The sequence below is a fragment of the Pseudomaricurvus hydrocarbonicus genome (assembly GCF_011602365.1).
Lineage (GTDB): Bacteria > Pseudomonadota > Gammaproteobacteria > Pseudomonadales > Cellvibrionaceae > Pseudomaricurvus > Pseudomaricurvus hydrocarbonicus.
In genome coordinates, this window is record NZ_JAAONZ010000030.1 from 1 (window position 1) to 26,324 (window position 26,324).

25 protein-coding genes are annotated in these 26,324 nt (G+C 47.0%); 17 read left to right on the plus strand and 8 right to left on the minus strand.

Annotated features, from left to right (window positions below; genetic code table 11):
- The first annotated feature begins 448 nt into the window (after positions 1–448).
- From G8770_RS22735 to G8770_RS22755, 5 genes are all read left to right on the plus strand, one after another.
- The gene (locus tag G8770_RS22735) at positions 449–904 is read left to right on the plus strand and encodes a hypothetical protein (RefSeq protein ID WP_167192324.1); all 456 of its coding nucleotides are present in this window, start codon (positions 449–451) and stop codon (positions 902–904) included.
- A gap of 37 nt (positions 905–941) precedes the next feature.
- Positions 942–3,212, plus strand: coding sequence for a TonB-dependent receptor domain-containing protein (locus tag G8770_RS22740; protein WP_208022466.1), 2,271 nt, complete (start codon positions 942–944; stop codon positions 3,210–3,212).
- Positions 3,213–3,297: 85 nt separating this feature from the next.
- Positions 3,298–4,668: a sodium-dependent transporter gene (locus G8770_RS22745; RefSeq protein WP_167192326.1), complete on the plus strand. Its 1,371-nt coding sequence runs from the start codon at positions 3,298–3,300 to the stop codon at positions 4,666–4,668.
- Between the two features lie 26 nt (positions 4,669–4,694).
- Positions 4,695–5,189 (plus strand): VOC family protein, encoded by a 495-nt coding sequence (locus tag G8770_RS22750; protein ID WP_208022467.1) that lies wholly within the window; start codon positions 4,695–4,697, stop codon positions 5,187–5,189.
- Positions 5,190–5,218: 29 nt separating this feature from the next.
- Complete coding sequence (locus G8770_RS22755; protein WP_167192328.1) at positions 5,219–5,626, plus strand: RidA family protein; 408 nt, start codon at positions 5,219–5,221, stop codon at positions 5,624–5,626.
- Positions 5,627–5,809: 183 nt separating this feature from the next.
- Here G8770_RS22755 and G8770_RS22760 read toward each other — a convergent pair whose 3' ends face one another.
- Positions 5,810–6,163 (minus strand): helix-turn-helix transcriptional regulator, encoded by a 354-nt coding sequence (locus tag G8770_RS22760; protein ID WP_167192330.1) that lies wholly within the window; start codon positions 6,161–6,163, stop codon positions 5,810–5,812.
- A 292-nt stretch (positions 6,164–6,455) separates the two neighbouring features.
- Here G8770_RS22760 and G8770_RS22765 point away from each other — a divergent pair, with 292 nt between their 5' ends.
- The 9 genes from G8770_RS22765 to G8770_RS22805 all read left to right on the plus strand — a co-directional run bounded on the left by G8770_RS22765 (position 6,456) and on the right by G8770_RS22805 (position 17,406).
- Positions 6,456–8,639 (plus strand): thiamine pyrophosphate-dependent enzyme, encoded by a 2,184-nt coding sequence (locus tag G8770_RS22765; protein WP_167192332.1) that lies wholly within the window; start codon positions 6,456–6,458, stop codon positions 8,637–8,639.
- A 14-nt stretch (positions 8,640–8,653) separates the two neighbouring features.
- Positions 8,654–10,165, plus strand: a complete 1,512-nt coding sequence (locus tag G8770_RS22770; protein WP_167192334.1) for an indolepyruvate oxidoreductase subunit beta family protein — start codon at positions 8,654–8,656, stop codon at positions 10,163–10,165.
- The gene (locus G8770_RS22775; RefSeq protein WP_167192336.1) at positions 10,158–10,592 is read left to right on the plus strand and encodes a thioesterase family protein; all 435 of its coding nucleotides are present in this window, start codon (positions 10,158–10,160) and stop codon (positions 10,590–10,592) included. Before G8770_RS22770 ends, G8770_RS22775 begins: the two co-directional genes overlap by 8 nt.
- A 3-nt stretch (positions 10,593–10,595) precedes the next feature.
- Positions 10,596–12,947 (plus strand): bifunctional salicylyl-CoA 5-hydroxylase/oxidoreductase, encoded by a 2,352-nt coding sequence (locus G8770_RS22780; protein ID WP_167192338.1) that lies wholly within the window; start codon positions 10,596–10,598, stop codon positions 12,945–12,947.
- The gene (locus tag G8770_RS22785; protein ID WP_167192340.1) at positions 12,940–14,058 is read left to right on the plus strand and encodes a cupin domain-containing protein; all 1,119 of its coding nucleotides are present in this window, start codon (positions 12,940–12,942) and stop codon (positions 14,056–14,058) included. Before G8770_RS22780 ends, G8770_RS22785 begins: the two co-directional genes overlap by 8 nt.
- A gap of 61 nt (positions 14,059–14,119) precedes the next feature.
- Positions 14,120–15,058 carry a fumarylacetoacetate hydrolase family protein gene (locus G8770_RS22790; RefSeq protein WP_167192342.1) on the plus strand — a complete coding sequence of 313 codons (939 nt, stop codon included), beginning with the start codon at positions 14,120–14,122 and terminating at the stop codon, positions 15,056–15,058.
- Positions 15,045–16,115 carry a nitrilase-related carbon-nitrogen hydrolase gene (locus tag G8770_RS22795; protein WP_208022468.1) on the plus strand — a complete coding sequence of 357 codons (1,071 nt, stop codon included), beginning with the start codon at positions 15,045–15,047 and terminating at the stop codon, positions 16,113–16,115. The genes G8770_RS22790 and G8770_RS22795 overlap by 14 nt, the downstream gene beginning before the upstream one ends.
- A complete protein-coding gene (locus G8770_RS22800; protein WP_167192344.1) occupies positions 16,105–16,860 on the plus strand; it encodes a maleate cis-trans isomerase family protein in 756 nt (251 codons plus the stop codon). The genes G8770_RS22795 and G8770_RS22800 overlap by 11 nt, the downstream gene beginning before the upstream one ends.
- A 102-nt stretch (positions 16,861–16,962) precedes the next feature.
- Positions 16,963–17,406, plus strand: coding sequence for a MarR family winged helix-turn-helix transcriptional regulator (locus G8770_RS22805; RefSeq protein WP_167192346.1), 444 nt, complete (start codon positions 16,963–16,965; stop codon positions 17,404–17,406).
- A gap of 12 nt (positions 17,407–17,418) precedes the next feature.
- On the opposite strand, the gene G8770_RS22810 is transcribed toward G8770_RS22805, so the two are convergent.
- The 7 genes from G8770_RS22810 to G8770_RS22840 form a co-directional block, all read right to left on the minus strand.
- The gene (locus tag G8770_RS22810) at positions 17,419–18,042 is read right to left on the minus strand and encodes a flavin reductase family protein (RefSeq protein ID WP_167192348.1); all 624 of its coding nucleotides are present in this window, start codon (positions 18,040–18,042) and stop codon (positions 17,419–17,421) included.
- A gap of 67 nt (positions 18,043–18,109) precedes the next feature.
- Positions 18,110–18,886, minus strand: coding sequence for a cyclase family protein (locus G8770_RS22815; protein WP_167192351.1), 777 nt, complete (start codon positions 18,884–18,886; stop codon positions 18,110–18,112).
- 810 nt (positions 18,887–19,696) lie between these two features.
- The gene (locus G8770_RS22820) at positions 19,697–20,746 is read right to left on the minus strand and encodes an IS5 family transposase (protein WP_167192353.1); all 1,050 of its coding nucleotides are present in this window, start codon (positions 20,744–20,746) and stop codon (positions 19,697–19,699) included.
- A gap of 370 nt (positions 20,747–21,116) precedes the next feature.
- Positions 21,117–21,383, minus strand: coding sequence for an SDR family NAD(P)-dependent oxidoreductase (locus tag G8770_RS22825; protein WP_167192355.1), 267 nt, complete (start codon positions 21,381–21,383; stop codon positions 21,117–21,119).
- An 87-nt stretch (positions 21,384–21,470) separates the two neighbouring features.
- The gene (locus G8770_RS22830) at positions 21,471–21,983 is read right to left on the minus strand and encodes a nuclear transport factor 2 family protein (RefSeq protein WP_167192357.1); all 513 of its coding nucleotides are present in this window, start codon (positions 21,981–21,983) and stop codon (positions 21,471–21,473) included.
- A gap of 43 nt (positions 21,984–22,026) precedes the next feature.
- On the minus strand, positions 22,027–22,386 hold the full coding sequence (locus G8770_RS22835) for a hypothetical protein (RefSeq protein WP_167192359.1): 360 nt from the start codon (positions 22,384–22,386) through the stop codon (positions 22,027–22,029).
- Between the two features lie 181 nt (positions 22,387–22,567).
- The gene (locus tag G8770_RS22840) at positions 22,568–22,813 is read right to left on the minus strand and encodes an HP1242/YdcH family protein (RefSeq protein ID WP_167192361.1); all 246 of its coding nucleotides are present in this window, start codon (positions 22,811–22,813) and stop codon (positions 22,568–22,570) included.
- A gap of 345 nt (positions 22,814–23,158) precedes the next feature.
- Between G8770_RS22840 and G8770_RS22845 the strand changes: the two genes are divergently transcribed.
- From G8770_RS22845 to G8770_RS24280, 3 genes are all read left to right on the plus strand, one after another.
- A complete protein-coding gene (locus G8770_RS22845; RefSeq protein ID WP_167192362.1) occupies positions 23,159–24,424 on the plus strand; it encodes an ABC transporter substrate-binding protein in 1,266 nt (421 codons plus the stop codon).
- On the plus strand, positions 24,424–25,356 hold the full coding sequence (locus G8770_RS22850) for a carbohydrate ABC transporter permease (protein ID WP_167192363.1): 933 nt from the start codon (positions 24,424–24,426) through the stop codon (positions 25,354–25,356). The genes G8770_RS22845 and G8770_RS22850 overlap by 1 nt, the downstream gene beginning before the upstream one ends.
- A gap of 64 nt (positions 25,357–25,420) precedes the next feature.
- Positions 25,421–26,236 (plus strand): carbohydrate ABC transporter permease, encoded by an 816-nt coding sequence (locus G8770_RS24280; protein WP_341771193.1) that lies wholly within the window; start codon positions 25,421–25,423, stop codon positions 26,234–26,236.
- Positions 26,237–26,324: the final 88 nt, after the last annotated feature.

Below are 26,324 nucleotides of genomic sequence, written 5' to 3' on the forward strand. Positions count from 1 at the left end.
GCCAGCCACCTTGTCGGCCATGTCCTGTAGTTCTTTGTTTTTCATTGTCGATACCATGATTCATTAACTCCTCTAGGGTAATATGAATCACGGGGTTTACACAGTTAGTGGGACATTCTCTTTGTGGGTGTAACAGCTGATTTGGTTACACCTTTTTTCAGCAGTTATTGGTATGTTGCCAGCAATCAATTTTTCCAACGCCTATCCGCCTGGGTATTCAATTCCGCTCCTCGCCTGGATTCAAGCTTCCAATCATCGTTTAAATCGTTTTGCAAACCCTTCCCAATTCACAGTATTGGTTTTCTGTTCTATGGTCGAGCTTTTTTGTGTTTTGCCTTAAATGCAATAAAAATGTACATATAGTGTGATTGAAACAATATCCTGGTAGGCGCATGATTAATTTGCGGTGAGAAAATATCAACTTATACAGTATTGGAATGAGTATTTTATGAAACCTGCAAATCATTTTATCCGTGCATGCATCTTGGCCACATTATTGCTATTCACTGGGAAGGTACTAGCTGTTGAATCCACTACGATTCTCACGAGTATGTTCACATGGTGGAATCACGCCATGAAAAACCCCGCCGGGCTAACCCAGAATAACTTCGGTACCTACTTCACGGATGATGCAGCGATATATATCAATGGTCATCTGCAGGTGAAGGGTACTAAAAATATGGTTCAGCATTTCAGGAAAATTCAAAAAAGGATGGATTCCATCCATATCGAGTTGCCATTCATAGAAGAATTCATTGCTGGAGATAAGGTATTCACTTATCACCGTTCTGTTAAGTCGGTTGACGGCGTTACGTCTTCATCACTGGTTATGGGTTATATAACAAAAAAAAATGAAAAAATATCTAAGGTAAGCTTTCTCAGAGTATCCGCTAATGATGATTAATATTTCACATAAAAAATTAAACTGAGGAGTTTGAATTGTGAGTAATCAAAAAACTGTTAAGTATAAAAGTAGAACTGCGCGGGAACCTAGAACTAAAAAGCTAGGCTTGTCATTAGCAATATCGGCATCCGCACTGTGCTCAACTTTTCTTTCTGGTATCACTGAAGCACAAATTGAAGAGGTAGTGGTTACAGCGCAGCAGCGTGAACAAAGTCTTCAAGATGTGCCTATCAGTATCAGTGCGTTCAACGGTGAAGCCATTGATAAAAATATGTTTAAAGATGTTTCTGGCTACGTTACTAAAACACCAAATGCGAGCTTTACTTCGTCTGGTTCTCGTTCACGACGGGAAATCAGTATACGGGGTGTAACAAATTTTGTGGGTCAGAATACTGCACTGAGAACGTCTACCTTCGGCTTCTATGTGGACGGATTTAACATGGCGGGGAGCAGTATTAATCCGCCAGTGATGGATATTCAACAAATTGAAATTCTACGTGGTCCGCAGGCCACCTATTTTGGTCGAAATGCATTAGGCGGCGGTATCAGTGTTACTTCAAATCAGCCAGAGTTTGAACTTGGCGGTTCCTTCAGTGCGGATCTAGCGCGTTTTAATTCAACTGATCTGACTGGCATGCTGAATGTACCGATTATTGATGATGTATTAGCTGCACGGTTCAATGTAAAAACCCAGAGTTCAGATGGGAACATAGAGAATATTAATGAAATAGGAGGCGGTAACGACAGCGATTACGACTATGCCAAGGCAACCATTCTCTTCACGCCCACAGATGACTTGAGTGTGACGGTCACCGGCAGTTATGCAGAAGAAGAAGTTGGTATGCGAGAAGGGGTGCCATCGGGTGTCTTTTCGACTTTCGCTGGTGCTACGCTATTTAGTGATTTTCCTGATACTGATGGTGACGGTTTGGCGAATCCTGATCCCGATGGTGTAGGATTCTTCCCGAACAATACAGATAAGGTCAATTTCAACTCGCCCCAGAGTGTAGGTACTGATTTCGAGTATTTGGTTGCCCGTGTCGACTATGATATGGAATCTACAATGTTCACAAGTATCACCGGCTATGTAGAGTCTGACTTTTACCTAGAAGGAGATATTGACGGTGGCAGTGTTGATTACTTGAATGAGTACAGAAGTATACCGCGCCGAAGCTTCAGTCAAGAACTGCGCCTGCAGAGTGTTTCTGGACAAACCTTTGATTGGAACGTGGGAGTGATATACGGGAAAGACAGTGGTAAGTACTTAAGTGAAACGCTGATTGGCGCGGCGGAGCTCTTTGGTTTAGCAGAAGATACCACTATCAGTAAGAACGACAGCGAACAAACCTCTAAAAGCTGGGCTCTATTTGGTCAGGTTGATTATTACCTTACAGATGCTCTAACGTTGTCTGTTGGTGGCCGCTACAGTGAAGAAACGATCACCTCCAGTATCAAACGCGCGAATGGTGCGTTTATTCAGACTCTTGAGTCGGAAGATACATTCTATGACTTTTCACCTCGAGTGGCGATCAACTATATCGTATCAGAGGACGTGAGTGTTTATGCAACCGCCTCTAAAGGCTTTAAATCTGGCGGTGTTCAAGTGAGTCCACTTCCCGGAACGGAATCTTATGAGCCAGAAGTGCTATGGAACTATGAGGCGGGTGTTAAAGCTGAGCTAATGGAAAACAGGTTGCGTGTTAATGCCGCTGCTTTCTATATGGACTGGAAAGATCTACAAACATCCTTTCAGCAGTCAGGTGTAGACAGTGATGGGAATTTTACACTGTTTACAGGTATCGATAACGCTGAAAGAGCGATATCAAAAGGTGTTGAGATGACAGCAACATTTTTACCTAATGACAGCCTGCAAATTGATCTTGGTGTTGGCTACCTGGATGCAAAGTACGATAAGTTTGTAGCCTATATTGACGGTGCCAACCGTGTTCTCGATGGTGAAACTGTTCCAAATTCGCCAAAAATAACAGCATCCCTCGATATTGAATATGGTTTCGAGCTGTCAGAAAATTGGTCCGGTTATGTTCGTACCGAATGGCAGTATCGTGATTCAATTCAGTCTTCCACCAGCTCCTTGATTCAATCAGGATATCCATGGGAAGTGCCAAGCTACGATGTATTGAACCTACGTGCCGGCTTCGAAAATAACAACCTTAGTATTGTTGCTTATGTCGAAAACGCACTGGATGACGACCACTTTGTGAGTTCCTACCAGAAAGCGTTCATGGGAGGCATGTATGTTGAACCCTCCTACATGAATTATGGGGTCAAAGCGACCTATAGCTTCTGATCCAGCGAATACCAGAAGGTTGGCGTTGCTGACCTTTTGGAATTAGACCATTAACAAGACTTAGCATCAAAGAGATAAAGCCGATATGAGCTATACGGATAACCGTCATTGGAGCACCCAGTTTGCCTTCCTTGCTGCGGCAATTGGGAGTGCTGTAGGTATATCCAATATTTGGAAGTTCACCTACGTTGCTGGCGAGAACGGCGGTGGCCTGTTCACCCTGGTTTACATTTTGGCCTTGGTTGTGATTTCGGTTCCTGCGTTAATTGCCGAGTTATTAATTGGCCGTTCGGGCGGTAAAAGCGTTGTTGGCACGATGCAGGTTTTGTCTAAGCGCGAAGGCATCAGTCGGTATTGGCGCTGGTATGGTGTAATGGCCGCCAGCGGCGTGTTTCTCGCATTGAGCTTTTACTGTGTTATTGCAGGCTGGACGGTCAGCTATATGGTGAAATCGTTAGGCGGGGCCTTCGACAGTATTTCGTCTAAAGGCGCTGTTGAAATGTTCATGGTGTTTCAAAATAACCCGGTCGAGATGATTGTTTACCAATTGTTTTTTTTGGTGCTTACAGGTGTAGTGGTTGCGAGGGGTATTCACAATGGATTGGAGGCAGTACTTAAGTGGCTAACGCCTGGTCTATTTTTGATCTTGATTTTATTGGTGTTCTATTCTGCTGTAAGTGGTGATTTTTCTGCAGCATTTCGTTTTATGTTTGTGCCAGTATTTGAAGATTTTAAACCATCGGTGATTCTTACTGCAGTGGGTCAGGCGTTCTTTTCTCTGGGTGTCGGACTTGGCGTTTTGATGACCGTTGGTGCTTACATGAAAAAATCATTCCCACTCGGCAGGGCCGCACTCATCATTGCCGCTGCTGATGGCGGTGTAGCAATACTTGCGGGTTTGGCAATTTTTCCACTGGTATTTCAGTATGGACTATCACCTGCTGGTGGACCTGGTCTGATATTTACTACTTTACCCATTGCTTTTGGGCAGATGGCAGGTGGTCATTTTATCGGGCCGGTGTTCTTTCTTTTACTGGCCTTAGCTGCGTTAACATCATCAATCACATTGCTGGAGGCCGTTGTTGCCTGGCTTGAGGAATCTACTTCTTTAAAACGGCCCGCTATAACCTGGTTGACCATATTAGCCCTGTGGCTTTTGGGTTTGGCTACAGTGTTCTCCTTCAATATCTGGTCAGACGTGAAGCCCTTGTCAATGTTCGAGTTTTTTAAACACAAGACAATTTTTGATCTCATTGACTATCTGGTGTCGAATCTGTTAATGCCTGTCGGCGGAATTCTGGTTGCGGTATTGGCTGGTTGGTCTTTGTCGCGGGATGTAGTTCGCGAAGAGCTGAATTTACGCTCTGATACTATGTTCAAAATATGGCACTTCTTGGTTCGTTTTATTGTACCGTTGTTTGTTTGTGCCGTTTTTATAGTAAATATATTAAATTGAAGTATTGGAAACGAGGTGAAATCACGATGATAAGCAATGTTAAAGAAATCTTTCTCGGTTCGGATCATGTGTCCATTACCGTCAATAACATTGAAAAAAGTCTCGCATTCTATGAGCAGGCATTTGGTTCAAAATTAATCTATAAAATGGGTCCTTTTGATGCCGAGGAAATTCCGGCTATGGAGGATGGCCGGGATTGGAGTGAAGCGCATATAAATGTTCCTGGGGTACGGTTGAATATCGCGATGGTTCAATTGTTTGATAATCTTCGAGTTGAGTTGTTTCAGTATGACAAGCCAGAAACAGCAAGTCGTTTCATTCCTTCGAATGGGGACACGGGTGCGAGCCATATTTGTATTAAAGTTAAAGACATACTGGTCGCTTTGCAGCATCTCGAGTCATTAGGCTGTACCAAACTCGCGGGGCCGATTTCTTCCGTCGACGGGCCGTGTCCTGATTCTGACTCCTGGTACGTTATCGACCCCTTTGGTCATCAACTTGAGCTAGTTCAATATTTATAAACTGATGATACTCTATTTGAGGAAAATCCATGTCAAGAAAAGCTATTAATCCAGAATCTATGTACCCCAGTGTTCATTTTGGTTTTTCTCACGCAACTGAGTCGACCGATGGTAAATTAATTCATTTGGCTGGTCAGGTGGCATGGGACGCCAGCGGTACACTGATTGGTGAAGGGGATATTGCGGCGCAGACCAAACAGGTTTTGAAAAATATAAAAACCGTGTTAGAAGAGGTTGGCGCCACTTCAGCAGACGTGGTTCGTCTTCGTACATATATTGTTAATCATAAACCTGAATATCTTGAGTCAGTGTGTGGCGAAATTTCGGCGTTTTATGCCGACGAACTTCCCGCAGCGAATACACTGATAGGTATTCAGAGCCTGGCATTACCTGAATTGTTGATTGAAATTGAGGCGACAGCGCAAATTAGCAATTAATTTGGTATCTGAAAAATCTCTAGTTAACTAATGCGGCCTAAAGTCTCACGAGGAAAGTTCTGTGGGATTTTTTCTGCTTTCGCTTTGAATATTAGATAAGCGTGTTTGTCGTTCAGGAGTTCATAGTCGTATTGCGATATGCTGCTTGAATGTATTTTAGGATCAAGGTTGATTGGGCTATAGTTATTCTTCTTGAAACATTCTTGCCTTTAATGTCTCTCGTGGATTTTCTCCGTATCGCTGTCGGTAGTCTCTGCTAAATCTTCCCATGTGATTAAATCCTGCATTTGTTGCTGCCTTGTAAATGTTGTTGGCGTCTCCTGAAAGCAGCTCATTTCTGACGCGTTCCATGCGCAATTCTTTTACATATTCCATCGGCGTCATGCCAAGAAAGTTTTTAAAGTGAAGATACAGGCTTCGAGTGCTTGTTCCCGAAATGTGAGCAAGGTCATCAACACATATCGGTTCGTTTGTGTGCGATTTTAAAAAGCACATTACTGTTCTAATATGTTTTGGAAGAACGAAATGACGTTTCATGTTTTTCATCCTGTTTTATCAGTAAAGTACAATTATTATATTACATGATTTGTAATTTAGTTTAACCAATAATTTGTTTTATATAACGCTTATATGTCTTCCAATAAAGTGAATCATATTATTTTTAAAAAGATAATATATACTGTTAAATTCATAAATTATAATAATAAATTTTCCATTTTTATCCACATAGTGCAATTATAAAATACATTACTTGTAATGTATTTGATTTAATTTGTGTAGCTGTATAACGTTGACGCTAGAAATCAATTTCATACGAGCGGGTGATGTTTTGGCTGAACGATCTTTTTTAAAAGAGGTGAAAAAGCTCAGGATGGGTGAGGGTGAAGTCTTTAGTGGCGAGGGTATTCTCGCGGTAACTAAAGCTTTGCTGGAGTCTGGTGTTTCCTATGTGGCTGGCTATCAGGGAGCCCCAATTTCCCATTTGATGGATGTACTCTCTGATGCAAAAGAAGTGCTACAAGAGCATGGGATTTATTTTGAGAACAGTGCTAGTGAGGCAACTGCTGCAGCGACTTTGGCGGCATCTGTTAATTACCCGATGCGTGGCGCAGTGACATTTAAAGCAACTGTAGGCACAAATGTTGCGTCCGATGCCTTGGCCAACCTGGCATCCGGTGGTGTTTTAGGCGGTGCTTTAATTATTGTTGGCGAAGATTACGGTGAGGGCTCCTCAATCATGCAGGAGCGAAGTCTTGCTTTTGCCATGAAGTCTCAAATTTGGTTGCTCGACCCACGCCCAAATCTTCCTTGTATGGTTAAAGCCGTGAAGCAAGCATTTGAATTGTCTGAAGCAAGTAACACGCCTGTAATGTTGCAAATGCGAATACGTACATGTCATCTACATGGACAGTTTACTGCATCCGATAACCGAACCGCGGATTTTAAAACTGGAGATGCAGTTGATAACCCGGTGCGCGATCTTGATCGGATTGTACTGCCGCCAGCGAGTTTTCAGCATGAACAGGAGAAGGTGCAGAAACGTTGGCCCGCGGCGGTAGAGTTTATTAAGTCGCACTCTCTGAATGAATTCTTTTCTGAAAATTTGGCCGATATCGGGATTATTGTTCAGGGTGGAGTTTACAATACTTTGTTACGTGTTTTGAAGAATCTTGGTTTAGCCGATGTTTTTGGTGAGAGTCAGATTCCCATCTACGTGATGAATGTGGCTTACCCGGTTATTGATGATGAGGTTGAACGTTTTTGTCAAGGTAAATCTGCAGTGCTCATGGTGGAGGAGGGGCAGCCAAACTTTACTGAACAAAATATCTCCATGATTTTGCGCCAGAAAAATCTAACAGCAAGACTGCATGGCAAAGATATTTTGCCACTGGCAGGAGAATATAATTCGGAAAGATTATTTGAAGGTGTATCTGATTTTTTGCAGCGATATGGCTGTCTGGAAAAAGCGGAAAAGTCTATTCCAGTTGCGGATTTGATACCTGTTACTGCAGTATCCGAGACTGAGTCAGCCGCTGTGGTTCAGTATGAGCCATCACTGGCGGACTCCGTTCATCAACGGCCGCCAGGTTTCTGCACTGGATGTCCTGAACGCCCAATTTTTACGGCCATGAAACTAGTTGAACGTGAGCTGGGATCACACCATGTTAGTGCAGATATTGGTTGCCATTTATTTTCAATTCTGCCTCCGTTTAATCTTGGTAACACCACCATGGGTTATGGGCTTGGCGCGGCTGGCGCGGCGGCAATGGTAGGTTCTGAAAAGAAACGCGCAATCGCTGTGATGGGCGACGGTGGTTTCTGGCATAACGGTCTTACATCTGGTATTGCCAATGCAGTTTTTAACAAAAGTGACAACTTGACCATTATTGTTGATAACAGTTACTCGGCAGCTACAGGTGGGCAGGATTTATTGTCGTCCACGGCAAAAAATGACTCACGCAGTACCGGCCATGAAATTTCTACGGCTGTAAAGTCTGTTGGAGTTAAGTGGGTTCGAACTGTGACTCATACCTATGATCTGAAATCCATGATTCGCGAAATTCGTGAGGCACTGACTACTGGGTTTAAAGGCCCCAAAGTTTTGATTGCTCAGAGCGAGTGTATGCTGAACAAGCAACGTCGCTTAAAGCGCGAAAGCCGTAGTGCTCTGGACGAAGGCAAGCGTGTGGTACGTGAACGCTTTGGCGTCGATGCGGATACATGTACCGGTGATCACTCTTGTATCCGTTTGTCCGGATGTCCGTCTTTGTCCATAAAAGCCAATCCCGACCCTCTCAGGCAAGACCCTGTCGCAACTGTGATTGAAAGTTGTGTTGGCTGTGGTTTGTGCGGCGAGGTTTCCCATGCTGCTGTGCTCTGTCCGTCTTTTTATCGAGTAAATGTGGTAAGTAACCCTCGTTGGTTAGAGCGTTACTTGTTTCGGATGAGCGTCAAAATTATTAGTTTGCTGCAACGTGTGGCTGATCGCCGTCGCAGTCGTTTGACTTTCTAAATATGAGGTCATTTATGATATCTGAACCAATTAAAATTGCTGTGTTCGCGATGGGTGGTGAGGGCGGTGGAGTGCTCGCAGACTGGATCGTGAGTTTAGCAGAAAAGAACGGATTTTACGGACAGAATACGTCCGTACCCGGTGTCGCTCAGCGTACAGGCGCAACTATTTACTATGTCGAGATATTTCCAATTCCGGTAGATTTACCAGGAAAGCTCCCGGTGCTTGGTTTGATGCCAACGCCCGGTGATGTTGATGTTGTTTTAGCATCAGAATTGATGGAAGCAGGACGCGCTGTACAGCGTGGATTGGTTACTGACGATAGGACCAGTCTTATCTCGTCCAGTAGCCGGGTTTATTCCATCAGTGAAAAATCGTCTATGGCCGATGGACGCGTTGATAGTGAATCCATTCTACTTCACGCCGAAAAATCCGCGCATAAATTTGTTTGTTTTGACATGGCAGATGTGGCACAAAAGTCTGGAAGTGTTATTAGTGCGGTACTGTTCGGTGCACTGTGTGGTTCCGGTGATTTACCTTTTAATCGAAGTCAGTTTGAAGACACAATTCGACGTGGTGGTGTGGGCGTTGAGCCTAGCTTACGAGCTTTTGAAAGTGGTTACAATGAAGCGCGCTCTGCTAAAAAAGAGACGCTCCAGGAAGACAGTTGGCAGCCACCAGACAGAGAGTCTGAAGACCCTGTTATCAACAGCCTGTTGCAACGCATTTACCAATTCCCAGTTCCGACGATTCATTTTATTGCCGAGGGCGTCCGCCGTCTGGTTGACTACCAGGACGCCAAATATGCTCATTTGTATCTTGATCGGCTAAAGGATATACAAACTTCATTTGGTGGTAATGACAACTTATTGATTCAGGAAACGGCTCGTCATTTGGCCTTGTGGATGTCCTATGAAGACACCATTCGTGTCGCTGATTTGAAAACGCGAAGTAAACGTTTTGAACGCGTTCATAAAGAGGTGGGTGTGAGCCCACAGCAAGTTGTCTGGATCAATGAATATATGCATCCACGCATGCAGGAAATCTGTGAGACGTTACCCAAAGCATTTGGAAAATGGTTGTCTAGACCCCATTTTATCCATCGCTTGATAGCAAGGTTTACACAAAAAGGGCGCGTTGTACCCACTAATACTTTATTCGGCTATTTGCTTCTCTGCTCTTTGGCATTTATGAAACGTTGGCGTCGTGCGACGCTTAGGTATTCGATGGAGACGAAAAACATAGAAGCTTGGTTAATCATGGTTAAGAAAGCTGCGGCGATAGATCCGGCGCTAGCAACGGAATTGGCAAAGTGTCAAAACCTAGTAAAGGGCTATGGTGATACTCATTCTCGAGGATTAAGCAGTTTTCGGAAAATATCGAGTCTGGTGGATCAATTGATGAAGTCGATTTCCCCAGGCCTTGTCGCCAAATTGCGTTTAGCAGCACTCGCCGATGATCAGGGGAATAAGTTAGACGATCTGATTAAAAAAACTCAAACGAGTTTAGGAGATTTCAGTGAATAATTGTTCTTTTCGTTTGCCACACCGTATTCGGTTTTCTGAATGTGATCCAGCAGGCATTGTTTTTTATCCCAAATATTTTGAGATGTTTAATAGTCTTCTGGAGGCTTGGATTGACTCGCTTTTAGACGGTGGTTTTGCAGCCTATATCCTTGATCATCGCTTTGGACTTCCCAGTGTTAAGTTGGACGTTGAGTTTTTGTTTGTCAGTCGCATGGGTGACGACGTCTTACTTGATCTACAAGTGGTCAAGGTTGGTCGGAGCTCTCTGACGCTGGCGCTAAGTTGTATCGGCAACGACGACATAGTCCGCGTTCGCGCAACACAGATTGTCGTCGCCACGTCTTTAGAAACGCATCGTTCTATCCCCGTCCCTAAGGCCTTGCGAGATGCTCTTAATGTGAATGGTGTGTTTAGTGAAAAGGAGTAAAAAATGAAAATTGTATGTATCGGTGGCGGTCCGGCTGGTCTGTATTTCGCCATTCTCATGAAACTGCAGAATCCTGATAATCATATTGTTGTATTGGAGCGAAATAAGCCTTATGACACCTTTGGTTGGGGGGTTGTTTTTTCTGATGCTACCATGGAAAATTTGGCCGCTTCCGATCCAGTATCAGCCAGTGAGATAAAAACGCAGTTTACTCATTGGGATGATATTGATGTTCATTTCAAAAATGAAGTTGTCACAAGTAGTGGTCATGGTTTTATAGGTATCGGTCGAAAAAATCTTTTGAACCTGTTGCAAAAACGGTGTGAAGATTTAGGTGTTGAGCTTGTTTTTGAATGCAACGTTGATGATGATAATGTGGTTGTCACTACCTATCAGCCTGATTTGATTGTCGCTTGTAACGGAATCAATAGTCCCGTTCGCACCAAGTACGCTAAAACCTACCAGCCTGACATTGATGAGCGAAAATGTCGGTTTGTCTGGCTTGGTACAAAAAAAGTTTTTGAATCGTTTTCATTTATTTTTGTTGAAACTGAATTTGGCTGGTTTCAGGCCCACGCTTATCAATTTGAAGATGGGCTTTCAACGTTTATTGTAGAGACACGGGAAGAGACTTGGCAGGCTGCTGGAATTGACAAGCTGTCGAAAGAAGAAGGGGTCGCTTATTGCGAGTCTCTCTTTGCTCCATGGTTAGACGGCGAACCGCTAATTTCTAATGCCGATCATTTGCGCGGCTCAGCTATCTGGATTCGATTCCCTAGAATTATTTGTGAAAACTGGGTGCATTGGCAGACCTATGGTAATCAAAACTCTAAACCTGTCCCGGTTGTCCTTATGGGCGATGCAGCTCACACCGCCCACTTTTCTATTGGTTCTGGGACCAAGTTGGCTTTGGAAGATGCCATCGAGCTAAGTCGGTCATTGGCTACAACATCTGGTGATCTGCAAGCGGGCCTACAGCATTACAGCAAAGTTCGATCCATCGAAGTTTTAAAAATACAAAATGCTGCACGCAATTCAACAGATTGGTTTGAAAATATTGCCCGTTATGCAGGGATGGAACCACAACAGTTTAATTATTCCCTGTTGACAAGATCACAGCGTATTTCTCACGAAAATCTGCGGATCCGCGATGCCAAGTGGCTTAAGGGATTTGAGTTGTGGTTTGCGCAACATGATAATATCCCTGAATCTCAAGTCGAGGCGGCCGTCATTCCTGCTCTGACGCCGTATAAGCTGGCAGAGCTGAGACTGGAAAACCGTATAGTGTTTTCGCCAACCCTGATTTACAGCGCGCGTGATGGCAAGCCCAATGATACTCATTTGGTACACCTTGGCAGCCGTGCTATGGGTGGCGCTGGTCTGGTTTTCACCGAGATGACAGCAGTGTCGCCGGAAGCGAGAACTACGCCAGGTTGTACTGGCTTGTGGAATGACGAACAGCAGGCGGCGTGGAAACATATCGTGGACTTTGTTCACGAAAACAGCGTTTCCAAGATTGGAATTCAACTTGGCCATTGTGGGCGAAAAGGTTCAACTCAGGTGGGTTGGGAGAATCCAGAAAAGCCATTGAATGATGGTAACTGGCCGCTAATTTCAGCCAGCGAACTGCCTTACCTGCCTGGTGTATCAGCAACACCGACAGAAGCCACTGAAACTCAGCTTACCGAGATATGTAAACAATTTTCCATTGCCGCAGCTCGTGCGATGGAGGCCGGGTTTGACTGGCTGGAGTTACAAGCTGGGCAGGGCTATCTGCTGTCGAGTTTTATTTCACCGCTCACTAATCAGCGTTCGGATAAATACGGTGGCAGCCTCGAAAACCGCCTGCGTTTTCCGCTTCAGGTGCTCACCAGTGTGCGTAAGGTTTGGCCCGCTAATCTGCCATTGTCAGTGCGTATTTCGAGTACTGATTGGGCCGAAGGTGGTATTGATGTTGATGATTCCATAGAGATCAGCAGGTATTTACAAAGCGCTGGGGCAGATATGATCACAGTGTCATCTGGCGAAGTCGTGCCGACACAAAAACCGGTTTACGGACGCATGTATCAGACGCCGATGGCGGATCGGATTCGGAATGAAGTTGGCGTGCCGGTGATGGCTGTAGGCGCTATTACCTCGCTGGATCAGGTGGATAGTGTGATTGCATCGGGCCGAGCAGATCTTTGTGCTCTCGCACGACCACTACTCGCAAATCCCGCCTGGCTATTGCATCAAGTAGCTCATTATCCGGGTCAGTCAGCGACTTGGCCGCTGCCCTATCTGGCAGGAAAAGATCAGTTACTTCATCAGGTTGCACCAAACAAGATTCAAAAGATGGGAGGCAAAAATGGCTGATTCATATGACGGGTACAAAGAGAATACTGCAGGCAGAGCGAATGTCGAAGATACACCAGAACTGGTTGCCTACTACAAAAAACTGGAAGAAATGAAGGTTGGCGCGCTCTGGACTGTTGCCAATAAGATTGAACCCTGGCAACCCGCACCTGAATCGGTACCGGTGCTCTGGCGCTACGATGATCTGCGCGAGCATGTGCTGCAGTCGGTTACTTTAGTCTCGCCAGAGAAGGCTGGACGCCGGGTTATCTACCTGGAAAACCCAGGTCGTAAAGATATTTCAGCGGCGGTTGGCTTGCTTTATTCGGGACTTCAGGTGATGAACCCCGGCGAACTGGCATCGTGTCATGCACATTCATCTTCCGCATTGCGTTTCATTATGGAGGGTCGTGGCGCCTATACAATTGTTGACGGCCATAAGATGACTCTCGGCGAGAATGATTTTGTTTTGACGCCTAACGGTACTTGGCATGAGCACGGGGTTTCCGAAGAGGGTACGTCTTGTATCTGGCAGGACGGGCTCGATATTCCCATGATCAACGCACTGGATGCTGGTTTCTATCAGGTGCATCCAGATCTAAATCAAGCTGTGTCTTATCCTGTAGATGATTCTACGGTGATGTGGGGCACGCCTGGTTTAAAACCTCAGGCCAGCGCTTGGAGCAAACCCTACAGTCCATTGTTTAAATATCAATGGGAGCCAACCCGCGATGCTTTAAAGGCTTTAGCTGCTATATCCGATGGAAGTCCCTTCGATGATGTACTGATGAATTACATAAATCCGCTCACGGGAGGTCATGTTATGAGTACTATTGGCGCGAGCATGCAGTTATTGCGTCCAGGCTTCAATGGCAAAGCACACCGCCACACCGGTAGCTTTATGTATCAGGTGGCACAAGGCAGTGGATACAGCATTATTAACGGCCAGCGTTTCGACTGGAAAAAACGTGACATATTTTGCGTTCCTGCCTGGTGCTGGCACGAGCATGTGAATACCAGTGACAGCGAGGACGCGTTTCTCTTTTCTTTCAGTGACTTACCTGTCATTGAAAAGCTTAACTTGTATCGTGAGGAAGCTCTGGCTGAAAACCAGGGAAAGCAATTGGCCTAATCTGCGACGTATCAGCCGTAGTAAAACTATTAATTATGACTTATTGAATGGAGAAAACTTTATGCGACTTGTAACTTATCGTGAAAATACGCTGGCAGCAGCGCGTCTTGGTGCAATTGTAGATGACCTGGTTGTAGACCTGGAAAAATTCGGTATCGAGGTTGGGATAGACCTGCCGTCAGATATGCTGGATTTTATTGATCTGGGCCCTAATGCGGTCGCGGTTACCAGCCAGCTGTTTATAAAATATGAACAAAATTGGCCAGTTAATGTGGTTCTGCCGTTGTCTAATGTGACTCTGTTGGCCCCTATCCCGCGGCCGAAAAAGAATATCTTTGGTATCGGTTTGAACTATGTTGAACACGTGGCTGAGTCCAGTAAGTCGCTAGATACGTCAGCTGCATTACCCACCGAACCAGTTATTTTCAGCAAACCACCAACCACCGTTATAGGTCCAGGAGATGCAGTAGAACACAATGAAGCCATCACTCAGCAGCTGGATTGGGAAGTAGAGTTAGCGGCAATTATAGGAACGCGCGCAAAAGCCGTTTCTAAAGAAGATGCGCTTTCTTATGTATTTGGTTACAGCATCATGATCGACATGAGTGCTCGTGACTGTCGTCGTGCTGGCCAGTGGATCTACTCCAAAGGACAGGACACTTTCGCGCCTTTTGGACCATGTATTGTCACGGCTGACGAGATATCGGATCCCCATGTGTTGAATCTCGGGCTGAAGGTTAATGGCGTTAGTAAACAGGAATCCAACACTCAGCACATGCTCTTTAAAGTAGATACTTTGATCGCTGATATTTCCTCAGGTATGACGCTTGAACCGGGTGACATTATTGCCACCGGCACACCGGAAGGTGTGGGTGCGGGTAGAAATCCTCAAGAGTGGCTGTGGCCGGGTGATGTGATCGAAGCTTATGTCGAAAGTATTGGAGAATTGAGGAATCCAGTGGTTGCGGTCGGCAAAGAGCCGCGTCGTGGTCGAGTTTAAGTCGGTTGGAAGTAACTCTATGTTAGAACTACCTAAGTTCAAAGCGGCGGCCGTGCAGGCGTCCCCGGTGTTTCTGGATACCGATGCCACCGTCGATAAAGTGTGTGATTTGATTGCAGAGGCCGCCTCAGAAGGGGCGGAAATTGTAGCCTTTCCTGAAGTATTTGTGGCTGGCTATCCCTATTGGAACTGGTTAATGACGCCAGTTCAAGGCAGTTCCTGGTTTGAAAAACTTGTGCGCTCGGCGATTGAAATCCCTGGCCCTGAGATTGCCAAAATCTGCTCTGCGGCGAAACGTCATAAAATTAATGTAGTGGTCGGGGTGAATGAGCGCAATAGCAACAGTCTGGCAACCATTTACAACACATTGGTGATTATCTCCGACGAGGGAAAGTTGCTCAGTAGACATCGCAAGCTAGTTCCGACTTGGGCCGAAAAGCTCACTTGGGCACCCGGTGATGCGTCCGACCTAAAAGTTCACCAAACCAGTGTCGGCCCCTTGGGTGTTCTGGCTTGTGGCGAGAACACCAATACGTTAGCCCGATTTTCCCTGTTGGCGCAAGGGGAGCTACTGCATGTTGCCAGTTATATTGCTTTGCCGGTCGCGCCGGCTAATTATGATATGGCTGAGGCTATCAAAGTGCGTGCTTCTGCCCATTGTTTCGAAGGCAAGGTATTTACCTTGGTTTCCTGTTCAACGATCAGCGAGGACATTATCGAGCAGATGGCTGAGTCCCATCCCGAGGCGAAAGAAACACTGCGCAGAAAAAACAGTGCATTCTCAGGCATTATTGGGCCAGATGGTCGTCTGATTGGTGAGCCACTTATTGATGATGAAGGTATTGTCTACGCCGAAATCGATTTGTCGAAGTGCATACAGCCTCGACAAATGCACGATATAACCGGGCACTATAATCGTTTTGATATTTTTGATTTGCGAGTGAATCGACGACCGCAGCAAGCCGCCGTTTTCCACGACGCCGTGACACCCGCGTCGGCTGCAGAGGCCATTGATTTAGTTCAAACTACACAGGATCCGAACACCGATGACCAGTAAAACATACCGCATTGGGCAAATAGTACCGTCTTCAAATACCACAATGGAAACTGAAATACCGGCGATGTTTCATGCTCGACATGCGCAATTCGGGGAGCGCTTTACATTCCATGGCAGTCGTATGCGTATGAAAAAAGTTACTCCTGAGGAGCTGGCGGCGATGGATGCCGATAGCGATCGCTGCGCGCTGGAGCTTTCTGATGCTAATCTGGATGTACTTGGATACGCCTGCCTGGTTGCCATTATGAGCATGGGGCGCGGTTATCACCGGGTTTCCGAGGAACGTTTGAGTTTGTGCACCTCAGAAAACGGTTTTCCAACCCCGGTAGTCACCAGCGCAGGTGCTTTGGTAGATGGATTAAAAGTCTTGGGCGCGAAAAAGGTGTCAATTTTGACACCTTATATGAAACCGCTGACAGACATGGTGATCGATTATATTGAGCACGAAGGTATTGAAGTGGTCGACAGTATTTCATTGGAAATTTCCGACAATCTCGAAGTGGGCATGCGAGACTCCCGTGCACCGATAGAAATTACCCGTAAATTGAACACCAGCAATGTAGACGTGATCGTAGCCTCGGCATGTGTGCAAATGCCGTCTTTGGATTCAATTCAGCCAATTGAAAATCGAACCGGATTGCCGGTAATTTCTTCATCGGTGGCGACGGTCTATGCGATGATGAGGCGTTTGGGGCTTGATCGAACTATTGACGGATACGGTTCACTGCTGTCGGGCAAGTATTAATGCTGGCTGACGATTCGTTTGCGCCTAGTGTACACACTTCTATGCCGAAGCGATTTAGGCTAGAATTTGTACCTCAGCCTTTAGCATCTTAAGATTACTCGAATGTCAAAGTCCACTGCTTTTGTTGACAATTACCTGCCTGCCCTGTTAGGGCAGGCATGGTATTTGTTGTCTAATGAATTTCGTCCTGTGGTTGAGGGGCACGGGTTGTCGGTACTCGAATGGCGGGTTCTGTCTGCACTTGCAAGTAGCCGAGTCATGACAGTGTCTCAGTTAGCTGAAATGACAGTAAGTAAACAGCCGACAGTGACCCGCTTGTTGCACCGGTTGGAGGCTCAAGGACATGTCGTGAGGTCATCAAGTTTGGACGACCGTCGATGTACTCTGGTAAAAGTCACACCCAGTGGCCGGCGTGTAGTCACCGGCTTGATCAAGCTGGCGGAAGACCATCAGAAAGAAATTCTGAACACTCTGAGCCCTGAAAAGGTTGAAGTGTTGATGAACTCCCTAAAAGATCTTGTCAGATTGCATCGCACGGCAGAGTAACAAGCCCCGCTATTAGCGCGGCCGATGCATCTGAAACTTCCCTTCTGCAAGTACTTCAAAATAATCAGCAGGCCCGCCTGCACGAAGTATGATTCCTGCAGATGAGGTATCGAATATGCCATTCTTCAATAATGCATTATCAATGTTTACCGCGACAACTTCGCCGTAGGTCACCCATGTATCTAGAGTCTGTGAGTTCAATCCTAGCAAAGGTTCGATGCGAGTAACCCGGCACTCCAGAGATACTGGGCTTTCAGCCACTCTCGGTGGTTTTATTTCCAAACTGGGTGCTGGTGTCAGTCCGCAGAATTGAATTTCATCCTGTTCTGGTAGTAATGCGCTACTGCTCAAATTGATTTTCTCAGCCAGTGCTCGAGTTGCTAGATTAACCACAAATTCTCCAGTCTGTTCGGCATTGGTTACAGAATCTTTTTTGGTGACACTGGAGAACATGACCATCGGCGGTTGGTAATTGACGACGGTAAAAAAACTGTAGGGGGCAAGATTGGCTATCCCGTCAACACTTAATGTCGAGATCCATCCGATAGGCCGAGGACCGATGATAGAGCTGATGGGATCATGCGGCAATGAGCTTTCGCCTACCCGATAACTGTGTATATTGTCTAAAGGTATCATTTGCTTAGTGCATTCCTTGGGGGATAGGTCAGATTCTTTACAGTTTCTGGCTCTGTTTTTCGATATTTCAAGGGATCAGTGCAAGCACTCTAAGTGGGCTGCCTGAACCATTTTTAATTTTCAGTGGTGCAGCGATGATCAGCGCTCCTTGAGGCGGAAGCAAGTCCAGATTTGTGAGGCATTGCAGGCCATACTTATTCGCACCATGCATGAGTGTATGACAGGGATAGGGTAGTGGCCAAGCGAATGATTGGCCGGCATCTGTATTGATTGTTTCTACGCCAAAACCCAGAACATTTCGCTCATTGATGAGCCACTCGACAGCATCCTGGGTAGGACCAGGGGTGTGGGCACCATCTTCTTTAAGATTGGCAAAAGCTGCCGGATTATCGATGCGTTTGTTCCAGTCAGTGCGTAGCAGAACCCATGATCCCGGTTCAATTTTTCCGTGACGGGCTTCCCAGTATTGCAAGTATTCTACCGTCAAAAGCCAGTCTTCATTGGCCGCAACTTCTGCACTTGCATCAATTACTGCGGCGCTAGCAATAAAGTTTTGTGGGTCTATAGTCTCCACGGTGTTGTTTGGATAATCTCTGCCTGTTACCCAGTGGATTGGAGCGTCGAAATGAGTGCCTGTGTGCTCGCTACAGGAAAAGTTATTCCAGTACCACGCCGGGCCTCGGTCGTCATAATGGGAAATTACTTCCTGCTTGAATGCCCAGGCCTGAGAAAACTCGGGCGGTAATTCCAATGTCGGGAAGTCTGCGCTCAGAGTGTGAGAAAGGTCAATAATTTTTCGATCTAGAATTTTTTTTGTTACATCTTTGGATGTTGCATGATCCATGATAACTCCTGATCTGAAATTGTTTTGTTTTAGAATACGTTGTTCACTATATTTATATATTTATATATTTAGTTCGGTGTTAACTTTAACCGATTTTTGTAGTTGTTCTGTATCGAGTTTATCCATATATTGCAGACATTATCCGATATCTGTAACTATTTTATCCGGGCAAGAGATATCTACAGGTAATATAGAAACGCCATTAGTACAAGCTCAGTTATTCATGAGATGGCGCGTTGACGGCAAAGATTGGTATGTCTTCGATAAAAAAACCTAATAATAAGAGCTATGAATCATTTCTGGTCTGAATGACAACTGGACGGAAAGAACTTATGTTCTGGAGTCGTAAGTTGGTCAAGGCGATGCAATAGGCTCTGGCTTCTTCTGACTAATTTCTGTTTACGCCGGTTTCAACTCCGACTTTGTCCATAATGACTGTCTAAAATGGGGACCCCCAGCTCTGTAGGGGGCATCCAATATAGTGACTTCTGGATCAATTTCAGTCCTGAGCGCTATGAAGCGTTGGAATCATTAAAGAAAGCTAAAATACTGTAGTGTGTCAGCTTAAAAACTGATTTTCGCCCAAGATATGCTTGACTCGGCCTCAAAGAGGCACTGGCGGATTCCGACTCCTAGGAGGCTGTTGAAAAATCACAGTCTTCTTGAAAATTCTCAACGGCAAATATACTTCGCCCTGAGGTGAAGTTTTTCTCTTTCCTGATCGTTTCAAGCGATGAGCTGTGTTCAATTTTATATTTTAAACATATTGCCTATATTATCTGGAGAAATCCAAGCCGTTAAGACCCAGATTCAGGCCAATAACCCCTTCAGCTGGGTTACGTTATACGCCGCTGCCGTAAATCGGAAAATCCAGGCGGTCTTTGCCCGTCCCACATGGCGTAGTTTACGCATCAGACCAAACTCTTTCATCCAACCAAAGCATTCTTCAATGCGTTTTCGTTTGATCTGGCTGATTCGATAGGCCCAGGATTTTGTCGTCCTGCTATCAATCACACTCCCAACTGACTTCTGAGCAACATGCGGGGTAATCGTCAAGCCTCGACAGCCATCGACATATTCTCCCGTATCGTAGCCCCTGTCCGCACCGACAGTCATTCCCGGACGCGAACCCTGAGCGGCCAACATGGTCGTACCCGCATCCCATTCCTGACGTGTACCGGCTTCTGTGACTTCCGCCTCAACAATCAGGCCGTTACGATTTTCGGTCAATAAATGTCCCATGTGGCACAGGCGAGATTCTTTGCCTGCGCTCTTTCTATACAGTTTGGCATCGCCATCTGTCGTGGACTTGTGAGTTCTGTTACTGCGCTTTTGGCCGTGGAAGTTCTCTCTATCATCATCGTCTGATCCTTCCTTGGGCTTAAATGACTTCATCGACGCACAGGCCTCCAGCAGGGTTCCGTCTACGGAGAAGTGATCGCGGGACATCAGCTTCTTGGCGTACGCCTGCTTTTTAATGGCGTCGAAGAACAGTTCATCAATATTGCCCCGCATCAGACGATCCCGGTTCTTGGAAAATACCGAGTGATTCCAGACGCGATCATCCATACTCAAGCCTACAAACCAGCGGAACATCAGGTCGTAGTCCAGTCTTTCCACCAGCTGTCGCTCTGAGCGAATAGTAAAGAAGATCTGCAACAGCATGGATCGAATCAGTTGTTCAGGCGGAATAGATGGCCTGCCTACCGATGAATACATATCGTTAAAGGCCGGTTCAATCTCTGCCAGTGCGGTATCGACGATCTTGCGTACTTTGCGAATGGGGTGATTGTCTGGAATACGGGATTCCAGACTGACATAGCTGAAAAGTTCACCCTGGTTAGTTGAATCGCCGCGCATTGTTCTTCACCTGATATACGATGGCGGTATTGTCTCATTTTTGGGGTTTTTCAACAGCCTGCTATGCCTGCCGGGAAGATTCATACGATATTCGTTCGCTGAAACCCCCAGTGGCCGATTTCGACTTTAATAATTGTTCAGCATTGATTCAGAAGTTTGTAGGAAGCGAAGAAAACCTTGAGGCCTGGTGATACCACTTCAAAAATTTTATAGCACATTGACGTGCTTAGCACCGATAGTTTTAAAGAAAAAGAGAATGAAATTTTCTTCAGTTGGGACGGATTCTACATTTTTATTGACCATGGTATCATTCATGGTATTGAGTAAGAGATTTCCCCTAATTCACTGATTTATCTTTAATTATTTTCATTTAAATGTTCTTCACCAGAATATCCAGAGGGGCGATGGCGTCAACTTCATGGCATATACGCTGTATGTCTTCAGGACTGGACAAATCGCCTTCGACACCGTGAGCCTCACTGAACTGAGACAATTCTTGTACCAGAGCGTCTGTGCCAGAGCGCCCATGTCCGATAACGGTGGCGCCTTCTTTGGCCAGGGACAGCGCGATGGCTTTGCCGATGCCTTTGGTGGAACCGGTGACAAGTGCGGTAGTACCTGAGAGTTGCATATCCATTGAGGCGGCCTTCAGTTAGGGAAAGTCAGACCTAAGGATAGTCTTTTCACGCCGTATTGCGCGGTATCAACCCCGGCGGGCTTTTTATTAACCCCGTTTTCCCCGAGCGAACAGGCGGCTTTGCAACAGCGCGAAGCTGGGCTCTTCGGGGTCTCGGAGCGACGCTGCAACAGGCCCCTGTTTGCGCAGATCGTAGGTCACGACTCGTTTGGCAAAGCGCCAGCGTCCATCCTCACACTTGCGATAATGATCGAGGTAGCGCACGCACATGAAATCTTCAATCTGGCCACCTTGGCCGTCGGGAAAGATGTGATACGCCAGCGCATAAACTTCGCCTTCACCGCGGTCATCATCGACCGAAATCAGATGGTTGCAGATGTGATGCCCGCTGTATTGCAGGTGTGGAAAAGCCTGCTCCAGAAAATCCACATAATCGCTGGCACTGCCGTCAAAGGTATCACCGTGGGTGTCGGTGGCATCGTCGGTGTACAGGTCGCGCAGCAGCTTGGCGTCCTGACGGTCCACGCCGCGGGAATACAGCAGTGCCAGGTCGCGGATCTGTTCTTTGGCGATGAGTGTTTCGAGCGTATCTGTGTTCATGAGCAACCTCTGAATGGCCGTTGGAAAACTATTGTTATATTTACTATATTCGGTTTATATCAAATATACCAGAGGTGAAGGTTTCTTGCAGCACGGACATTCTGGTGACCGAGCTGACACTGCAGAGGGCAAGCCGGGCGATGATCCGGATCAATTCAGATAAAAATCCCGACTGGGACGATAAACCTTTGAGACGTCGATCGACGGCAGAAGGCGGCTTTTTAGCTCGCTTTTTATGGTCTTTAGTATCGCCTGATTTGTCTTCAGTGCCCGCCTGGACGTCTCTGTCCTCGATCGATAGCGCCAGTGGAAAATAAGCTTGCTGGGAAATAAGGTGCCGGAACATAAATTGGCGGAAAGTAGGGTGCCGGAAAACAGGTGCCCGGCACAGGCCCACCAGCATGAGGAGTCACGTTCAGATGATAGGGTTAACCGGGCTGAATAAGAGCGCTTTACTGGTGTCAAAACGGCTGAAGGGTTATGGAGCTTTCGGGTTTTAAAGCTTCAAACAGGCCGCACAGCCGTGAACAACCGGGTGTATACGACGCTGGTGAATGATCACATGCTAGCGGTTACCCCTGAAGTTAATGTTGGCTGTTGATGAGTCGCTGATAGAGCGCATCCTTGAGGCCCAGTCTCTGGTTTTTTAACTCGTTGATGGTTTCATCGGTAATGGGAGAGTCCCTCATTTCCAATTTACGGATTTCCTGGTCCAGGAGGTCGTAGCGTTTGAGGGTTTCCGCAAACTGGGGATCGTTGGAATTTAATGCGGCAATCGTATCCACATGGTCTGGAAATTCTTTTCTGAGGGAATGATCTTCGCCTAACATAAAAGCCTCCGTTAAATTATTTCTAATAGTTACCCTTAACGGGTGGATTTCCTTCTACGTCTTAACAGCATCATACGACAATTAACTGTAGAGTAAGTCAGGCAAAAGACAAGTGGACTCCGGAGGGCGTCTGGGACCTAGGACGAATTCGCCCGCCTTTGAGTGACAAGATGGCCGCCGGAAATGTCTTGAGCGGGCTTGTGGGTGAGCGTCAATAACGCAAGGCGACAAATTATCCAAAAAGTTGGACTGTAAATTGCTTTCTGTTAGTTTGGAGGGGCGTTTGCGTTAATTCGTAAATAGCTTGAATTCGATCCATAAGAAAAATAACAAGGAGCTTATTTTATGAGGCGCATTGCGCTGACCCTGCTGCTGATCTTGTCTTTTGAGTCGGTTGCTGCAGGAACCGCAAGTTTGTCCATTTCATGCGGGGCTCTCGGTGTTGAGCTTTCGCTGTGTCAACAGGGAGTGGATGCCTGGTCAAGTAAGACCGGCATCGACGTCAATATCGTGGCCACGCCGAACTCGGCGACTGAGCGCTTCGCACTCTACCAGCAGATCCTCGCTTCACGCTCTGCCGACATTGATATTTTTCAAATTGATGTGGTGTGGCCCGGCACCCTGGCACCTCACTTGGTGGATTTGTCGCAGTACATCCCCGAGGACATTACCGCACAGCACTTCAGCACGCTGATTACCAATAACACCGTCGACGGCGCCCTGGTGGCCATGCCGTGGTTCACCGTGGCGGGTGTGCTTTATTACCGTAAGGATTTGCTGCACAAATACGGGGAATCCCCGCCACAAACCTGGCAACAATTGACCGATACCGCGGCCCGCATTCAGGAAGCCGAGCGCCTGGCCGGAAATTTGCGCATGTACGGTTTTGTGTTTCAGGCGAAAGGCTACGAAGGCCTGACCTGTGATGCGCTGGAGTGGGTCGACAGTTTTGGCGGCGGCACTTTGGTGAGTTCAGACGGTGAGGTCACCATTAATAACCCCAAAGCGGTGCAGGCTCTTGAGATGGCCTCCCGCTGGATTGGCAATATCGCCCCTCAGGGGGTCTTGAATTACGATGAAGAACAAAGCCGGGGCGTGTTTCAATCCGGCAATGCGGTGTTCATGCGCAACTGGCCCTATGCCTGGGCGCTGGGCAATGCTGAAGACAGTCCGGTGCGCGGTAAAATCGGGGTCATTGCCCTGCCCAGAGGTGGCGAACATGGTCACCACAGCGGTGTGTTGGGGGGCTGGCAATTGGCGGTCTCCAAATACTCAAAACACCCTCGGCAGGCTGCCGATCTGGTGCGCTATCTCACCAGTTACCCGGAGCAGAAACGCCGTGCCCTGATCGGCTCCTACAATCCGACCATCAGTGTGCTCTATCAGGATGCCGAGGTTCTGGCGGCGGCGCCTTTTTTCGGCACACTCTACGCGTCGTTTCAAAACGCGGTGGCTCGACCTTCGCGCATTACCGGGGATAAGTATGCCCGTGTCAGTGCCGAGTTCTATTACGCGGTACACGGTGTTCTCGGGGGCAAAACAACCGCCGCTAAGGCCCTGGCGCAATTGCAGCGCAAGCTGGAGCGGTTGTCCCGGGGGGGCCAATGGTAATGGAAGTCACCAAGCACCGTCACGGCACACGAAAAGGAGCAGCTCACACCTCGACTCGGTTGTCTCGCCAGAAAGTGCGCTGGGCCTGGCTGTTTATGGCCCCGATGTTACTGGTGCTGGCGTTTGTGGCCGGGTGGCCATTGTTTAAAACCATCGCCTATGGTTTTACCGACGCCAGCCTGATCGCGCCGGAAACGGCTCGTTTTATCGGCTTCGACAATTTCGCTTTCCTGTTGCAGGATCCTTACTGGTGGACCGCGGTGTGGAATACCGTGGTGTTCGCCTTTGCCTCCGTGGCGCTTGAAACCGTGCTGGGCCTGATCATTGCGCTGACCCTGAATGCGAAATTTCCCGGTCGTGGCGGTCTGCGTGCGGCCATTTTGATTCCCTGGGCCATACCGACAGTGGTGTCGGCACAGATGTGGAACTGGATGTACAACGATGTGTTCGGGGTGATCAATCATATCCTGCAATTTGTCGGTTTGATCGAGCAGCCCATCGCCTGGACGGCGTCACCGGACACCGCGCTGTTGTCGATTATTCTGGTGGATGTGTGGAAGACCACCCCCTTCATGGCATTGCTGCTGCTGGCAGGTTTGCAAATGCTGCCCACCGAATGTTACGAGTCGGCCCGCATTGACGGGGTGCATCCGCTCAAGGTGTTTTTTCGGGTTACCTTACCCTTGCTCAAACCCACCTTGATGGTTGCGATTATTTTTCGACTGCTGGATGCGCTGCGGGTGTTTGACCTGGTTTATGTCATGAGCGGCAACAATCACGATACCATGTCGATGTCGGTGTATGCGCGTCAGCAATTGATTGATTTTGGCGGCCTGGGGTTTGGGTCTGCGGCGTCGTCGTTGATTTTTGCCATTATTGCCCTGTTTACCGTCGTTTATCTTACGGTAGCCCGGGTGGGCAGGGAGCACTGAAACCATGTTGATAAAAGTCATGTTAATAAAAACGAATGCCAGGTTAAAAAAGCTGAAACGCGCTGTGGCTAACGTACTTTTTTATTTGTTGTTGGCCGTCATTGTGCTTTACACCGTGTTTCCCTTTTATTGGGCGATTGTGTCTTCGCTGAAATCCGGTTCGGCCCTGTTTCAGGTAGACTTCTGGCCGCAGGATCCCTATTGGGAAAATTATGTCGCGGTGTTTCGAGAGCAGCCTTTTGGCCGCAACATCCTCAATTCCCTGTTGGTGTCAATTTCGACGGTACTGATCTCACTGTCGCTGGCGTTGGCGGCAGCCTATGCCATGGGGCGCATTCAATTTCGGGGACGTACGCTGCTGTTGTTTGTGATTCTGGGGGTGTCGATGTTTCCTCAGGTGGCGGTGTTGTCGGGGATGTTTGAACTGATTAACTCACTGGGTTTGTACAACAATCTGCTGGCCTTGTCCTTGTCGTACATGATTTTCACGTTGCCATTTACCGTGTGGGTGCTAACGACATTCATGCGGGAGTTGCCAAAGGAACTGGAAGAAGCCGCCATTGTTGATGGCGCGACGCCGTTCACCATCGTCACCAAAGTGTTTATTCCCTTAATGGGGCCGGCTCTGGTGACCACCGGTCTGTTGGCTTTCATCGCCGCCTGGAATGAATTTTTATTCGCCCTGACGTTTACCCTGTCCAGTGAAATGCGCACTGTCCCGGTGGCAATTGCGTTGATTTCCGGAGCCAGTTCTTACGAATTACCCTGGGGAAATATTATGGCGGCGTCGGTGATCGTGACGGTACCCTTAATTGTACTGGTGCTGGTCTTCCAGCGACGTATTGTGTCCGGTTTGACCGCCGGGGCGGTGAAAGGTTAAACCTTGAGGCGATCAAAAGTTTTGATTTTTCACCGATAGCGAACAGTAAACCTATAAATAAAAGCAGAAAGCCATAAAAGCAGGAAAC